The following is a 13,631-nucleotide window of genomic DNA, read 5'->3' on the forward strand; positions in this document are numbered from 1 at the left end:
CGCCCGGCAGAGCAGCAGATAGCGGCTCATCTGATCGGTAATGGTCAGCGGATAGCACCAATTGCCGTCCTGCATCCTGAACTGCCCTTTGAAGTCGGCACACCAGGTCTGGTTGGGTTCATCGGCCGGGCGTAAATGCGTCGGAGCACGCGGGCGCAAAGGATAAGGGCGCCGCGCAATGACCAAGCCAGCCTTCTTCAACCACTCACCAGCAGTGCTCGCGGCCGGCCATGGGATCTGTGGATCGGACTTTCGCAGGCGATCAATGATCTGTTTGGGACCTCGATCCGGATGCTCGTTTTTCTTGGCCAGCAATGTGGCGATGATTTCATCCGGGGTTTGATGAGGGCAGTTCAAAGGCTTGCGGGATTGCTCTTTCAAGCCATCCACACCGAGCGCTGCATACCGATCCAGCCACTTATCGACGGTTGGCCGGCTGACCCCATAACGCCGGCTCAATTGGCTCTTGGTGTAGCTGCCACTGAGCCAGTCACTGACTAATTTCACTCGTTGATCCATCGGGGACTCTTGATTCCAGGGCATGGTCAGCACCTCCTGACCATGATTGATACCTGTAAACCATGTCCCCGGTCTCAAACGTAAAGGATGTACCCGGTCTTTACCCACCCTAGCCCTCTCCCGGAGGGAGAGGGGACTGATTGGGGGATATTGGGGAAGTACGCCGACGTGAACGAACTGTTCTGAATCCATAGTCGACTGGTTTTTTCAGGTCGATGTATAGCGAAAGACACCTCGGTAGGCTCCCTCTCCCTCCGGGAGAGGGCTGGGGTGAGGGCAGCTCTTGATCTTGCCACCTCAATCCGGCTGAAACGGCGACTCACTCAAAATCACCCCGGTCTCCTCCACATACCGCTGCCAATGCTCGATCAGCGCCTCAAGCTTCTGCGGCTGACTCGACGCCAGGTCATGAATCTCCCCCGGATCACTCCCCAGGTCGTAAAGCTGCCAGGTCGCCGGCCCGACTGGACCGGGGATCCACACCGCCTTCCACTGCCCCTGCCGAATCGCCCGGCGCCCGAACAATTCCCAACCGGTAACGGTGTGTTCGTCATGCACCTGCGCCGTCTCGCCAGACAAAAAGCCCAGCCACGATTTACCACGCAACTGTGCCACCGGTTTGCCGTGCCATTGCTTGCCGGGATGGCGCACGCCGGCCAGATCGAGGATGGTCGGCGTGATGTCCATCACCGTGCCGAAACCATGGCTGATCTGCCCCTTCAGCGGCAGCTGCGGATAGTGCAACAGTGCCGGAACGCGAATCCCGCCCTCGGTGGTGAACGCCTTGAACAGGCGCGACGGCGCGGTGGCCACCTGCGCCCAGTTCGGCCCGTACCAGACGTAGGAGTTGGCGCGTCCGATGTTGTCGAGGCTGTTGTCGTAATGCTGGCTCAGATAGGTCACCAGCTCCGGGCCGAATTTCGGGAAGGCCTCCAGCAGCGCGCCTTCGGCACCGTTGTCGGACATGAACAGGATGAAGGTGTTGTCGAGCTGGCCCTGCTGGCGCAGATAGTCGACGACGCGGCCGATGTTCCAGTCCATGCGTTCGACCATCGCTGCGTAGACTTCCATCGCCCGGGCGGAAATGCGTTTTTGTTCATCGCTCAGCGCGTCCCATTGCGTGGTCAGCTGGATCAGCGGATGCGGCTCGACATCCGGCTCGATCAGCCCAAGCGATTTGAGTTTTTCCAGACGCTCGAGGCGCAAGACTTCGGGGCCCGCGTCGTAGCGGCCACGGTATTTTTCGACGATGTCGGCGGGCGCCTGCAACGGCCAGTGCGGCGCGGAAAACGGCAGGTAGGCGAAGAACGGCCGGCTCTGGTCGCGCTCCTTGAGGTACTGCAACAGCTTGTCGCCGAAAGCGTCGGAGGAATAGAAATCCTTGGGCAATTCGTCGATGAACGTGTCGTCTTCGATGTACAGCGCCGGGGTGGATTTCAGCAGGCCGGGCGTGTGTTCATCGTAGGTCGGTTCGAATCCGTAGTGGTTCGCCGCGCCGGGCAGCAACGAGAACGAGCGCTCGAAGCCTCGGGCGTGAGGCGCCAGTTCGGCGGTCAGGCCCAGGTGCCATTTGCCGCTCATCAAGGTCTGGTAACCGGCCTCGCGCAGCAACTCCGGCAACGCGACGACACGGTCGTTGAGATAGCCTTCGTAACCCGGTTTGCCGATCAGCTCCGGGGTCAGGGTTTCGGCCATGGTGCCGATGCCGGCGATGTGGTGGTCGGTGCCGGTGAGCAGCATCGAGCGGGTCGGCGAACAGGTTGGTGCAGTGTGAAAATCGGTCAGGCGCAGGCCATTGTTGGCCAGGGCATCGAGGTTCGGCGTGGCGATTTCGCCGCCGAACGCGCCGATGTCGGAGAAACCGAGGTCATCGGCCAGAATCACCAGAAAGTTGGGACGTTGCGGCATCAACAGGCTCCTGTTCAGCAGGCAATGAACGACAACGGCAGATCACGGATCTGCACCGGTGCGCTCGGTTGGTAATGGTCGTCACTGGTCAGCTCGTGCAGCAGTTCTTCGCGCAACTGGTGGAAGTCGAAACTGCTGCGCTGGCGCGGATGGGGCAGGGCGATGTCCACCACCCGCTTGATCCGGCCGGGGCGCGGTTCCATCACCACCACGCGGTCGGCGAGGAAAATCGCTTCCTCGACATCGTGGGTGACCAGAATCGTGGTGATCTTTGCCCGCTCGCGAATCGCCAGCAGTTCGTCCTGCATCTGCTGGCGGGTCAGCGCATCGAGGGCGCCGAAGGGTTCGTCGAGCAACAGGATCCGTGGGCTCGCCACCAGACCGCGAGCAATCGCCACGCGCTGGGCCATGCCGCCGGAGAGTTGATGCGGGTAGGCGCGGGTGAAGTCGCGCAGGCCCACCAGTTCGATGAAATCGTTGACGCGTTGCTGCTTTTCAGCGGCGCTCAGCGGCTCGTTGACCAGGCCCAGGCCGATGTTGTCGGCTACGGTCAGCCACGGGAACAAACGGTGCTCCTGAAACACGATGCCGCGCTCGCCGCCGATGCCGCTGACGGCTTTGCCATCGACCGTGATCTGCCCGCGAAACTGCGTGTCGAGGCCCACCAGCAAACGCAGCAGGGTGGATTTGCCGCAGCCGCTGGAGCCGACGATGGCGACGAATTCGCCCTCGGCGATGTCGAGGTTGAATTCGCGAATCGCCTCCAGTTCGAAACCGTCGACGTCAAAGGATTTGCCTACATGGTTGAAGCTGACAATCGGTGCGTTCATGCGTGTCTCCAGCGGGTGGCGCGGATTTCCAGGCGTTGGCCAATGAGGTTGAGCAGGGCGCCGGTGAGGCCGACCAGGAGCATCCCGGCCATGATCAGGTCCATGCGCAGCAGTTGTTGGGCGCCGATCATCTGGCTGCCGATGCCGCCGTTGGACGGCATGAAATATTCAGCGCCGATGGTGCCTAGCCAGGCGTAGATCAGGCTCAGGCGCAAGCCGGCGAAAATCCCCGGCGCGGCGCCCGGCAGCACCAGTCGGCGCAGGCGTTGGGCGAGGCTCAGGCGCAGCACTTGCGCGGCTTCGTTGAGTTGTGGCGAGAGGTTGGCGACGCTGCGTTGAGTCGCGACAAACAATGGAAAGAAAGCGGCGAGGGCGACGAACACCCACTTCGCCAGTTCGCCTAGACCGAACCAGGCGGTGAGCAGCGGCACCCAGGCGAAAATCGCGATCTGGCGCAGGGCGGCGAGGGTCGGGCCGAGCACGCGTTCGCTGGTGCGCGACAGACCCAGCAGCAAACCCAGCACGAGGCCGAGGCCGCCGCCAATCAACAGACCACCTAGTGTGCGGCCCAGGCTCAGGGCCATGCCCGAGATCAACGTGCCGTCGAGCAATCCGTTTTTCGTCGCCTCAAGCACCACCCACGGACTGACCAGAATGTTGGCATCGATCCATTGCTGATCGACCGCCAGTTGCCACAGCGCAAACAGCGCCAGCGGCAGCAGCCACGGCTGTACGCGTTGCCAGCCTTCGTAGCGTGGGCCGCGACGGATTTCTGCCGTGGCCGGGTGCGGCCAGTGCACCAGTTTTTTGTCCAGCAGACCGATGCCGCGATCCATCGCCACGCCGATCAGGCCGATTACGACGATGCACACGAAGACGATGTCGAGCATGAACAGCTGTCGCGCCCAGACCATCAGGTAACCGATGCCTTCGCTGGAGGCCAGCAGCTCGACGGCAAGCAATGAAGTCCAGCCAGCGGCGAGCGCCAAGCGTACGCCGGCCATGAATGCGGGGAGGGCGGCGGGCAGCACCAGACGACGGATCAACAGTCGTGGCGGCAAACGTAAAACAGCGGCGGCTTCGCGCAGCTTGGGTTGCGCATCGCGCACGCCGACCAGCGTATGCAAGGTCACCGGAACCACGATGGCCTTGATCAGCACCACCAGTTTCAGCGTTTCGCCGATGCCGAAAAACACCATGAACAGTGGAATCCACGCCAGCGTCGGCACCTGGGCCAGGCCGGCGAAAGTCGGGAAGATCAAGCGTTCGAGACGACGGCTGAAACCCAGCGCCGCACCGAGTACCGCGCCGGCGGTAACGCCCGCCAGCAAGCCCCAGAACAACCGTTGCAGGCTGATCCACAAATGACTCCACAACTCGCCCTGGGACAGCTCGATCGCGCTGTTCCACACCAGCGATGGCGCCGGCAGAATCTGTTCGCTCATCCATTGATTGCGCGCCGCCAGCCACCACAGGGCGAACAGTCCGAGCGGTAATATCCAGGGTAAAACGCGGTGGCTCAGGCTTGGCCAGGTACGCCGGCTTTTCAACGGCGGTGCGGCCAGTGGCAGGCTGAGCAGGGATTCACGGGCCATGGGTGACCTCCGTTGTCGGGTTGGATCGAGTCAGCGGAATTAGCTAAAAACCAATTGTTATAAGTGAGTTAGAAAATAATCATTTTGGAGATAAGCAGCGCCATTTAAGGCCTCCAGCCCTGCGCGCATCCAATGCATTCGAAGAATATTTTCGATGCTCTCCATGCATACGGCTCTGCATGTCCCGACTTTGCTGGCTTAGCTTGAAAAGCTATAAAAATGTGCTTTTTAAGTATTTAAGCGCTGATACGGATTGCGCCTACTTTCGGCTCCTCAATGCCCGCCGTGATCAGGAGCCGCACCCATGAACCTTCCCTTCAAACGTGTCATCAGTCTGTTTGCCGCGCCGGCACTGGCGGGTCTGCTGGCGTTCTCTGCCCAGGCCGACGAGCTCAAGGAAATCAGGATTGCCGTGCCTGATCTGAGCGCCGGTACCCAGCACAGCGGCGGGGGCATCGTGGACGTGCTGCGCGATCAGCAGATCTTCGAAAAGGCTTTCGCCGATCAGGGCATCAAGATTCAGTGGAGCTTCTTCAAGGGCGCCGGACCTGTGATCAACGAGGCGTTCGCCAACGGTCAGGTGGATCTGGCCTATCTCGGAGATCTGGCGGCCATCATCGGCAAGTCCAACGGTCTGGATACGCGCCTGCTCAGCGCCAGCGCCCGGGGTGTGAAGCAATACCTCGGCGTGGTGCCTGGTTCGGGGATCAAGACGCTGCAGGATCTCAAAGGCAAGCGCGTGGCGATCTTCCGGGGCACCGCGACCCAGTTGTCGTTCGATGCGGCGCTGGCCAGCGTGGGCCTGAGCGAGAAGGACGTGAAGGTGATCAACCTCGATTTCAACGCAGCGGTTGCGGCGCTGGCGGCGAAGCAGATCGATGCGTCGTGGGGCAGTTCCGGGTTGACTGCATTGCAGGCCAAAGGCCTGGCCGAGTTGCCGCTTAACACCAGGGATCTCGGTGGCGCCGGCAGTGTGCAGTCGGTGCTGGTGGGCACCGGCAAATTTGTCGACGGGCATCCGGAAGCCGTGGCGAAGCTGCTCAAGGCGCAGCAGCAGGCGGTGGAGTGGTTGACTCAGGACAGCAACAAGGACGCTTACGTGCAGCTTGTGTCGGGACTGGCTAGTTATCCGCCAGTGATCCTCACCCAGGATCTGAAGGATCAGAATCTGAGCGAAGTGTTCCCGTCGACACTGGATCCGCTGTTCCTCGAAAACCTGCAGGGCAAGGTGGATCTGGCGGCGCAGCAGAAGCTGATTCGCAAGCCGTTCAAGGTGAACGAGTGGGTGGCGCCTGAGCTGGCGGCTGCGAAGCTCTGAGTCATGTGGTCATTCCTGCGCAGAGCGTGGGAATGACCCTCAAACCGCGACGCTGATCGCCTGTTTATCCACCGCCACCAACGTCTCGATCATCGCCCGCGCTGCCGGTGACAGCCGGAATCCCGTGCGGCTCACAATCCCGCACCGCGCATTCATGCTCTCCAGATTCTGCGGCAGATTGCGCCAATGCAGCAGCGCCAGCGAGCCTTGGGCGATGTCCTCGACAAACGCCTCTTCAGTGCCGACACCAATCGCGTTGGATTGCAGCACCACTTTCACCAGCGCCGGAAAGTGCTCGGTCTCGATGGTAGGCGAAAAGTCGATCCGTCCGCTGAGATTCGCCAGCAGTTTGCGAATGCCTGGCGGGATCAGCGTGGTCGCCAGCGGGTAGTCGAACATGTCGTTGGTCGACAGGCTTTCCTTGGCCAGCAGCGGATGCCCCGGCCGGCAGAAAAACACCCCGCGCTTGGGCGTCAGCGGCTGGGTCTGGAAGTTCGGGTCGGACTCGAAATGGCGGATGTCGGCGATGAAGAATTCGATCTCTTCGCGGCTCAGGGCGCGGCTGAGTTTTTCCCAGTTATCCACCTGAAAACAGGTGCGCACTTTCGGGTGCGCATTGATGAATTGCGCCACCGCATCCGGCACCAGTTTCACCGCTGGCGCCGGGCCGCAACCGAAATGCAGTTCGCCGGCGTCGAGCTTGGTCATCTGCGTCACTTCGGCGCTGAGCAACGCCGCGCCCTGCACCAGGGTCAGGGCGTGTTGCAGCACCACTTGGCCTTCGGGTGTCGGGCGCAGATCCTTGTTGCCGCGATCCACCAGCACGCAGCCGAACTCCTGCTCCAGCCCTTGGATGCTGCGGCTGAACGCCGGTTGAGTGATGCCCATGGCGTCAGCCGCGCGGACAAAACTGCGGTGTTCGTTGAGGGCGATGAAGTAGCGCAACTGGCGAAGATCCATATGCTTTTCCGGCATCCTAAAAATAGCTCGAAGGCATTTGCGACGAGGTTGCTTGAGGTTTTAAATGCAAGCTCTTATTCCGTCAACGAAGCATGTGAATATCTATTAGATGTAAATGGAATATAGATAGAGCGTTGTTTCGCTGCCGTCCAACCGCAAGCAGTCGATGAGGGTCTACCCATGAGCAATGCCGCACTCGCTGTAAAACCCGCTGTCCACGCGCTGGATATTCATCCGGTGGCCGGCCGTATCGGCGCCGAAATCCGTGGCGTGCACTTGTCCGGTGAGCTGGATGCCGCGACGGTTGAAGCCATTCAACAGGCGCTGATCCAGTACAAGGTCGTGTTCTTCCGCGAGCAGACCCAGCTCGACGATCAACGTCAGGAAGCCTTCGCGCATCTGCTCGGCGAGCCGGTGGCGCACCCGACCGTGCCGTCCCGCGAAGGCACCCGTTATCTGCTGGAACTGGACGGCGCCGAAGGGCAGCGCGCCAACTCGTGGCACACCGACGTGACCTTCGTCGATGCCTACCCGAAAGCCTCGATCCTGCGCTCGGTGGTGGCCCCGGCGTTCGGTGGCGACACGCTGTGGGCGAACACCGCGACCGCGTACAACGAACTGCCGACTGAATTGCGTGAGCTGGCAGACAAACTGGTGGCCGTGCACAGCAACGAGTACGACTACGCCGCCGTGAAGCCGGACGTGTCGGCGGAGAAGCTCGAGCGCTATCGCAAGATCTTCACCTCGACCGTCTACGAGACCGAGCACCCGGTGGTGCGTGTGCATCCGATCAGCGGCGAAAAGAGCTTGCTGCTGGGGCATTTCGTCAAACGCATCAAGGGCTATTCCCAGGCCGATTCGGCGCACCTGTTCGGCTTGCTGCAAAGTCATGTGATCCGCCAGGAGAACGTCGTGCGCTGGCGCTGGAAGGCCGGTGATGTGGCGATCTGGGATAACCGTTCGACGCAGCATTATGCGATTGATGATTACGGCACTCAGGATCGGGTGGTGCGGCGGGTGACGCTGAAAGGAGAAGTGCCGGTCGGGGCGAATGGGCAGCGTAGCCAGACCATCAAAGGGCGTGAGTAAGAGCAGAAGATCAAAAGCCCCTCACCCCCGCCCTCTCCCGGAGGGAGAGGGAGCTGACCGAGATGTCTGGCGCCATACATCGACCTGAAGGATCAAGTCGATTATGGATTCAGCAAAGCTCATACAGGTCAGCGCAAATCACCAATATCCCGCGGTCAGTCCCCTCTCCCTCCGGGAGAGGGTTAGGGTGAGGGGGCTCTTGCTCTTGCCTTCGCTCGATCACTACCAAACGCCAATCTGAACGAGCTTCTCGGTCTCGGGCTCCCCATAGCGAAACCGCTGCCCGCGCAAATCAATCTCCTGATGACTGATCGTCGTGCGCCGCTTCAGCCCGCGCACCCACTCGAACAGATACCCCGCATGCTCCTCGCGCACCGCCGCATACGCCGGGTCCGCGCCCAGATCCTGCAGCTCCTGCGGATCATTCAACAGATCGAAAAGCTGCGGCCGGAAGCCGTCATACGCCAGGTATTTCCAGCGCTCGCTGCGCACCATGGTCATGCGGCAACGGTCGATCGGCTGGCCCAGTCGCTCCCGCGCCGGGGCCTGGAAGGCGTAGTCGTATTCGCTGATCGCATAGCGGCGCCAGTCCGGGTTTTCACCGTGCAGCAGCGGAATCAGCGAGCGACCTTCCAGGCGATGCTCGGCGCCCGTCACGCCCAGCGCTTCGAGAAAGGTCGGCACGCCGTCGATGGTTTCCGCCAGGCGTTCATCCACCGTGCCCCGCGTGACATCCGCTGCCGTACGCGGATCGCGCACGATCAATGGCACGCCCACCGCCTGCTCCAGCAAAAACTCCTTCTCGCCCAGCCAGTGATCGCCCAGGAAGTCGCCGTGATCGCTGGTGAACACGATCAGCGTGTCCTCCCAGCGGCCGTTGCTTTGCAGGAAATCGAACAGCCGCCCCAACTGATCATCGACCTGTTTGACCAGACCCATGTACGTCGGGATGACGTTCAGTCGTACCGGATCTTTGGAGAAATTCAGGCTTTCCTCATGCTGGCGAAAGGCCTGATAGACGGGGTGGTCGCTTGGAGAGGCATTACGTACCGGTTCGAGAATCGATTTCGTACTGTACAAAGTGTGGTACGGCGCCGGTACGATGTAGGGCCAGTGGGGTTTGATATAGGACAGGTGTAAAAACCACGGTTTTTCACCTTGCTCGCCGATGAAGTCGATGGCTCGATTTGTAGTGTAGACGGTCTCTGAATGTTGCTCGGGAATTCGTGCCGGCAAATGGGCATTACGCATTTTCCAGCCGCTGAGGATTTCGCCGTTGTCGCCTTCGGCCGCGTTGGCCCAGTCATGCCAGGGGTTACGCCCTTCGAAACCCTGCTCGCGCAGGTAATGGGTGTATGGCGCGGATTCGCGTTTGTCATCGAACAGCGGGTCGTCGGGGAAGATGCCGTCGTGACGGAAGTACGGCTCGAAGCCGACTTCGTTGAGCACTTCGGCCTGGGCGCTTTCGGGGTTGATCGCCAACCGCTGCAAGGCATCGACGTTGGCCGTGGCGTGGGTCTTGCCGACCAGCGCAGTACGAATGCCGTGGGGGCGCAGGTAATCGCCGATGGTCAGTTCTTCCAGAGGCAGCGGCACTGCGTTCCACGCCACTTGATGGCTGCTGACATAGCGCCCGGTGTAGGCCGACATCCGTGATGGGCCGCAAATCGTGCCCTGTGTATAGGCGCGGCTGAAGCGCACGCCGGCGGCGGCCAGGCGATCAATGTTCGGGGTGTGCAGGTGCGGGTGGCCGTAGCACGACAGGTAATCGCGGCGCAGCTGATCGCACATGATGTACAGCACGTTGCGCACGGGGTTTTGCGGGTTGGACATGGGGTTCACCAGTCAGAAAGACAGGCGAGGTTTTTCGCTTTCGGCGAGGGTGTTCGGCAAGTGCATTCGGGGAATGCTTGCCATGCATGAAACGCATGGGCTCAGACGGCGAGGTTCGCCAGTGAGCACACCTCTTCTTCCACCGCATCGATCGCCTTGATCTGCTCGATCATCGCCTCGGCCAACGGCGACAGCCGATACCCGGCGCGGCTGACAATTCCGTAACGGGTGTAAAGCTCCTCGAGATCATCCGCCAACCCTTCGACCTTCAAGCACACCAGTTCACCCCGGGCTTGATGCAGTGCATCCGAATAGGCACCGACGATGCCGATCGCATCGGAGCGCAGCACCACGCCGAGCAGGCTGGCGCTGTTCTCGCACTCCACGTTCGGAACGAAATCCGGGCGACCACTGAGGTCGACGATGACCTTGCGCAGATTCGGCGGGCGAATGCTCACGGCCAGCGGATAACTCATCAATTGCTCGGCGGTGACCCGATCCGATGCGGCCAGCGGATGCCCGGCGCGACAGCAGAAATGCCATTTGCGCGGTCGCAACCGGTGGGTCAGATAATCCGGATCTGCCTCGAAGTGCCGAGTGTCGGCAACGAAGAATTCGAACTCTTCGCTCAGCAGCCGTTTGCTCAGGCTCTGCCAGTCATCGACCTGGTAATGCACCCGTGCTTTCGGGTAGCGGCCGATGAAGCTGCCGATCGCTCGCGGGATCAATCCTGCCGCCGGCGCCGGGCCGCAACCGAAGCGCAATTCCCCCGCCTCCAGCCCGTTGAACTGGCTGATCTCGTTGGCCATCTGCTGCGCACCGCTGACCAGTCGCCGCGCGTGTTCAAGCAGCACCTGGCCCTGTTTGGTCGGCGGCAATTCCTTGCGCCCGCGATCCACCAATTGGCAACCGACGCTGTGCTCCAGCGCCTGAATGCTGCGGCTGAACGCTGACTGCGACAGGTTCACCGCCTGCGCGCCGGCGACGAAGCTGCGTTGTTCGGCGAGGGCGATGAAGTGTCTGAGTTGGCGCAAGTCGATATGCATTTTTCACATAAAAAATATCCGGGAAATGCATTGGATATGCATTAGGTCGACTCCTTATAAAGGCAATCTCTTATGCAGTAAATCTTTGTAAAAACATAAATAAATAACTTAAAAGAATATGCGACATGGAAGATGTCTGCGTGTTTTTTGACCAGGAGCAGCCCCATGAGTCCGTTGAACCTCGCTTCACCGCCGCCGCCACGACGGCTCAAACGTCTGCCTCTGGCCCTGTTGCTGGCGGGGAGTGCCAGCTGGACCCACGGCTACGCCGCTGAAACGGAAACCCCTGTGCCAGCACCGGCCGGCAAGACCGCGACCGCCACTTCGCAACTGGAAACCGTGACCGTCACCACCCGCCGTCGCGAAGAAAGCTCTCAGGATGTGCCGACGCCAATGAGCGTGGTGAGCGGCACGACTTTGGAGACGCAACGGGTCTACCGAATCCAGGATCTTCAGCAACTGGTGCCCAGCGTCAACGTCGCCTACATGCATGCGCGTCAGTCCAGCGTGTCGATCCGGGGGCTGGGCAACAACCCGGCCAGCGATGGTCTGGAAGGCAGCGTCGGCCTGTACATCGACAACGTTTACCTGGGTCGCCCGGGGATGGCGGTGTTCGACCTGATGGACATCGAACAACTCGAAGTCCTGCGCGGGCCGCAGGGGACGTTGTTCGGCAAGAACACCACCGCCGGGGTGATCAACATCAGCACCCGCGCGCCGAGTTTCACCCCGGAGCGCAGCATCGAAACCTCGGTCGGCGAGGACGGTTATTTCCAGACCAAGGGCACGATTTCCGGGCCGCTCAACGATGTGCTGGCCGGGCGTTTGTCGGCCTATCGCACTCGTAGCGACGGCGACATCAAGAACGAATTCAACGGCCATGATCTGAACGGCGGTTCCCGCGACGGCTTCCGTGCGCAGTTGCTGTTCAAGCCCAACGAAAACTTCAACCTGCGCTGGATCGGTGATTACAACGAAGAGGATTCCAGCGCCGGCACCCGCGTGTTGTACAACACCGGGCCGACCATCAATGGCGTCAATCTCTACTCGGCCCGCGCCGCCGCTGCCGGCGCGACGCTGGTCAACGGCTCGCACCGCAAGGTCAATCTGGACAATGACCAGCACGTCACCGTGCATCAGGGCGGCACGTCGGTGGAGGCCAACTGGACCCTGCCGAGCGACTTCACCCTGACCTCGGTCAGCTCCTACCGCTTCTGGAATTTCACCCCGCGCAACGATGATGGCCTCAACGTGCCGGCAACCTACAACGCCGGGGTGTCGGTGGAGGACAAACAGTATTCCCAGGAATTTCGTCTCGCCTCGCCCAAGGGCGAGTTCTTCGATTACGTCCTCGGTGCCTACTATTTCGGCTCGGACCTGGACAACAAATCCTTCGCCTATTACGGCCCGCAGGCAGACATCTGGAACGGCACGCCACGGGGCGCGCTGGCCAACGTCAACAGCGTCGGCCGTGGCCATATCAAGACCGACAGCTTCGCGCTGTTCGCCCAAGGCACCTGGCACCTGACCCCGCGTCTGGATTTCACCGCCGGGGTGCGTGGCACCTATGAAGAGAAGAACGCCTGGGTCAATCGTGATGCACCGGTCGGTGGCGCCGCTGTCACGGGTGCCGCCGCCACCGCGCGACGCGGCCGGACCGGCGCCTACGATTCCGGCGACCTGAATCAGTACAGCTCCAGCCCGTCCGGATTGCTCAACCTCAGCTATCGCTTCACCGATGATCTGCTCGGCTACGCTACGTTGTCTCACGGCGAAAAATCCGGTGGGGTCAACCTTGTGGTCGGCTCGGCCCCGACCGCTGGTGCCGACTCGCTGCTTATCGGTACCGAGCGCGCCAACAACGCCGAACTCGGTTTCAAGAGCACGCTCTGGGATCGCCGTTTGCAGCTCAACGCCAACGTGTTCTGGACTCAGGTCAACGCTTACCAGACCAACGCCTACGACGACGTCAACCGTGTGCAATACCTGACCAACGCCGGTTCGGTGCGCTCGCGCGGCGTGGAGTTCGAGAGCACCGTGATCCCGTTGCGCGGCCTGACGCTGAACTTCAACGGCTCGTACAACGACGTCAGTTACCTCTCGTACAAGGACGCGCCGTGCCCGCCGGAAGTCAGCCAGGCACCGGGTGCTCCGGCCTCTTGCGACCTCAGCGGCCATCAGGTGGTCGGCGCCTCGAAGTGGATCGGCAACGCCAACGGCAAGTACGAATGGAATCTGGATAACGGCCTGCAACCTTACGTCACCGGCAGCTACGCGTTCCGCTCCAAAGCGGTGGGCACGGTCGAAGATTCCGACTACGGCCAGATCCCGAGTTACGCGGTGGTCAATCTCTCCACCGGCCTGCGCGGCGATTTCAATCAGGGTCAGTGGGACGTCTCGCTGTGGCTGAAAAACGCCTTCGACAAAACCTACTACACAACCCTGTGGACCGGCGGCAACGGCGGCTATGAAGGCCTGCTCGGCACGCCGCGCACCCTCGGTGTCACTGGTCGCTACGACTTCTGATCGATCC

General features: G+C 61.3%; 10 protein-coding genes. 3 read left to right on the top strand and 7 right to left on the bottom strand.

Going from position 1 to position 13,631, the window contains the following annotated elements:
- The 4 genes from L6D82_RS00005 to L6D82_RS00020 form a co-directional block, all read right to left on the bottom strand.
- Positions 1-543: helix-turn-helix domain-containing protein (locus L6D82_RS00005; protein ID WP_236187782.1), on the bottom strand; the 543-nt coding region annotated here is incomplete at its 3' end.
- A gap of 273 nt (positions 544-816) precedes the next feature.
- Positions 817-2,427: an arylsulfatase gene (locus tag L6D82_RS00010; RefSeq protein WP_129973822.1), complete on the bottom strand. Its 1,611-nt coding sequence runs from the start codon at positions 2,425-2,427 to the stop codon at positions 817-819.
- 14 nt (positions 2,428-2,441) lie between these two features.
- Positions 2,442-3,257, bottom strand: a complete 816-nt coding sequence (locus tag L6D82_RS00015; RefSeq protein ID WP_129973821.1) for an ABC transporter ATP-binding protein — start codon at positions 3,255-3,257, stop codon at positions 2,442-2,444.
- Entirely contained in the window at positions 3,254-4,852 is a 1,599-nt protein-coding gene (locus tag L6D82_RS00020; RefSeq protein WP_085746310.1) for an ABC transporter permease, read from the bottom strand. Before L6D82_RS00020 ends, L6D82_RS00015 begins: the two co-directional genes overlap by 4 nt.
- 304 nt (positions 4,853-5,156) lie before the next feature.
- Between L6D82_RS00020 and L6D82_RS00025 the strand changes: the two genes are divergently transcribed.
- A complete protein-coding gene (locus tag L6D82_RS00025) occupies positions 5,157-6,170 on the top strand; it encodes an ABC transporter substrate-binding protein (protein WP_102718542.1) in 1,014 nt (337 codons plus the stop codon).
- A 39-nt stretch (positions 6,171-6,209) separates the two neighbouring features.
- On the opposite strand, the gene L6D82_RS00030 is transcribed toward L6D82_RS00025, so the two are convergent.
- Positions 6,210-7,130 carry a LysR family transcriptional regulator gene (locus L6D82_RS00030; RefSeq protein ID WP_041475105.1) on the bottom strand — a complete coding sequence of 307 codons (921 nt, stop codon included), beginning with the start codon at positions 7,128-7,130 and terminating at the stop codon, positions 6,210-6,212.
- A 180-nt stretch (positions 7,131-7,310) separates the two neighbouring features.
- Here L6D82_RS00030 and L6D82_RS00035 point away from each other — a divergent pair, with 180 nt between their 5' ends.
- Entirely contained in the window at positions 7,311-8,219 is a 909-nt protein-coding gene (locus tag L6D82_RS00035) for a TauD/TfdA dioxygenase family protein (protein WP_102718543.1), read from the top strand.
- A gap of 222 nt (positions 8,220-8,441) precedes the next feature.
- Here L6D82_RS00035 and L6D82_RS00040 read toward each other — a convergent pair whose 3' ends face one another.
- Both L6D82_RS00040 and L6D82_RS00045 read right to left on the bottom strand, forming a co-directional pair.
- A complete protein-coding gene (locus L6D82_RS00040) occupies positions 8,442-10,052 on the bottom strand; it encodes an alkaline phosphatase family protein (RefSeq protein WP_236187783.1) in 1,611 nt (536 codons plus the stop codon).
- A gap of 101 nt (positions 10,053-10,153) precedes the next feature.
- Positions 10,154-11,098: a LysR family transcriptional regulator gene (locus tag L6D82_RS00045; protein WP_127796589.1), complete on the bottom strand. Its 945-nt coding sequence runs from the start codon at positions 11,096-11,098 to the stop codon at positions 10,154-10,156.
- A 165-nt stretch (positions 11,099-11,263) separates the two neighbouring features.
- Here L6D82_RS00045 and L6D82_RS00050 point away from each other — a divergent pair, with 165 nt between their 5' ends.
- On the top strand, positions 11,264-13,624 hold the full coding sequence (locus L6D82_RS00050; RefSeq protein WP_236187784.1) for a TonB-dependent receptor: 2,361 nt from the start codon (positions 11,264-11,266) through the stop codon (positions 13,622-13,624).
- The last annotated feature ends 7 nt before the right edge of the window (positions 13,625-13,631 follow it).

This window comes from Pseudomonas paraglycinae (assembly GCF_021601625.1).
Classification (GTDB): domain Bacteria; phylum Pseudomonadota; class Gammaproteobacteria; order Pseudomonadales; family Pseudomonadaceae; genus Aquipseudomonas; species Aquipseudomonas paraglycinae.

Bases quoted from the DNA above. Each gene is read 5' to 3' on its own strand.
- L6D82_RS00010 (WP_129973822.1), bottom strand. From the start codon at position 2,427: ATGCCGCAACGTCCCAACTTTCTGGTGATTCTGGCCGATGACCTCGGT.
- L6D82_RS00015 (WP_129973821.1), bottom strand. From the start codon at position 3,257: ATGAACGCACCGATTGTCAGCTTCAACCATGTAGGCAAATCCTTTGAC.
- L6D82_RS00020 (WP_085746310.1), bottom strand. From the start codon at position 4,852: ATGGCCCGTGAATCCCTGCTCAGCCTGCCACTGGCCGCACCGCCGTTG.
- L6D82_RS00025 (WP_102718542.1), top strand. From the start codon at position 5,157: ATGAACCTTCCCTTCAAACGTGTCATCAGTCTGTTTGCCGCGCCGGCA.
- L6D82_RS00030 (WP_041475105.1), bottom strand. From the start codon at position 7,130: ATGGATCTTCGCCAGTTGCGCTACTTCATCGCCCTCAACGAACACCGC.
- L6D82_RS00035 (WP_102718543.1), top strand. From the start codon at position 7,311: ATGAGCAATGCCGCACTCGCTGTAAAACCCGCTGTCCACGCGCTGGAT.
- L6D82_RS00040 (WP_236187783.1), bottom strand. From the start codon at position 10,052: ATGTCCAACCCGCAAAACCCCGTGCGCAACGTGCTGTACATCATGTGC.
- L6D82_RS00045 (WP_127796589.1), bottom strand. From the start codon at position 11,098: ATGCATATCGACTTGCGCCAACTCAGACACTTCATCGCCCTCGCCGAA.
- L6D82_RS00050 (WP_236187784.1), top strand. From the start codon at position 11,264: ATGAGTCCGTTGAACCTCGCTTCACCGCCGCCGCCACGACGGCTCAAA.